Consider the following 676-nt stretch of genomic DNA (forward strand, 5'->3'; position numbering starts at 1 on the left):
AACGGCCGCAGGAATCTGTCCACAGGCGATCCGTGATCCCTAGGAGGTATGAACGAGCACGAGCAGCAGCAGCCGGCCCCGCGCCGCGGCAAGGTCCTGGAGGCCCTCGCGCGGGCGGAGCGGAAGGTCTTCACCCGGCCCGCACCGAAGTCCGCAAATGCACAGGTGAAATTCCTTCTCACGCGGACGAAGGAGTCAGCAAGGAGCCTGGCGGAGCGTGTAGGCGCCTCGACTCGCACGATCGAGCGCTACCGCGCCGGGAAGCTGAAGAAGCCACAGAAGCGGCTCCAGGCCGCCCTGGTGGAGGCGACCGAATCTGAGTGGCAACCGCAGGTCAGGGCGCGTGCACGCGAACAGGCGTCCACCTCCAGCGGGATGATGGTGGAGGTGACGGCGTACTTCGGATTCACGTGCTCGGGCAGCTCGGACGACGGCCGCATACGCACCATCACCACCCCGATCTCGCCCACCTACGTGAAGCAGATCCTGGAGCTACAGGAGGCCGGAGCGACGGATGAGGATCTGCATCCGATCGTCGCGGAGGCCATCACGGAGTCCTATTTCACGGAATGGGGCACCCGCGCCGATGGTCTGCGCGCAGATTTCACGCACGTCCAGGCCATCGAGTTTCTATTCTGACCCGCTCGAATTCCGGGCCTGCTATAAAGCAATCCGG

General features: G+C 64.6%; 1 protein-coding gene. It reads left to right on the forward strand.

Annotated features, from left to right (window positions below; genetic code table 11):
- Window positions 1-48 precede the first annotated feature (48 nt).
- The gene (tpg, locus tag SZN_RS37285) at window positions 49-639 is read left to right on the forward strand and encodes a telomere-protecting terminal protein Tpg (protein ID WP_007506608.1); all 591 of its coding nucleotides are present in this window, start codon (window positions 49-51) and stop codon (window positions 637-639) included.
- Window positions 640-676: the final 37 nt, after the last annotated feature.

Source organism: Streptomyces zinciresistens K42 (genome assembly GCF_000225525.1).
Lineage (GTDB): Bacteria > Actinomycetota > Actinomycetes > Streptomycetales > Streptomycetaceae > Streptomyces > Streptomyces zinciresistens.

Coding starts and splice junctions, on each gene's coding strand:
- tpg (WP_007506608.1), top strand. CDS start 49: ATGAACGAGCACGAGCAGCAGCAGCCGGCCCCGCGCCGCGGCAAGGTC.